Source organism: Pseudomonas sp. SID14000 (assembly GCF_002165135.1).
Classification (GTDB): Bacteria; Pseudomonadota; Gammaproteobacteria; order Pseudomonadales; family Pseudomonadaceae; genus Aquipseudomonas.
Genome location: NZ_NFZQ01000131.1, coordinates 1 through 414, shown reverse-complemented (window position 1 = coordinate 414; position 414 = coordinate 1). Strand labels below are relative to the sequence as shown.

Sequence of the window (414 nt, the reverse complement as noted above, 5' to 3'; positions counted from 1 at the left end):
GCGGTGGAGTCCTTCTCGATGGCGCTCGCCTTGAGGGCGTCGGTCTTCGCCTTGTCGGCGAGGACGACCGGCGCGCCGGATCCGGCCTGCGACTCGGCGCTCGCCGAGGCGTCGTGGGGGACCAGGGAGAGTGCGATACCGGCGGCGGCCAGAGTGGACACACCCGCCACGGAGAGCTTCTGCGCCTTGTTCAGACGACGGCTACGGCTGGTGATGCGGGAGATGGACATACAGTCGTACCTCTTCGAATAGCAGGGGTCCTCGGCGAGGACGCGGACGGAAGCGCCGAAGCACATCTCCGTCGGGGACGCTTGCAATTCTTAGCGCCAGCAAAATGCCCTGGCAAAGGTGTGACGTACGAAGCCGGATAGTGGAGGCGAGCGCCGTTCATACCTCTCTGTCCGTTTTGACCCC

Annotated in this window: 1 protein-coding gene; it reads right to left on the bottom strand. The window is 65.2% G+C overall.

Annotated elements, in window-relative coordinates:
- On the bottom strand, positions 1-230 hold a 230-nt coding region (locus CAY82_RS27650), incomplete at its 3' end, for a hypothetical protein (protein ID WP_218190865.1).
- Between the last annotated feature and the right edge of the window lie 184 nt (positions 231-414).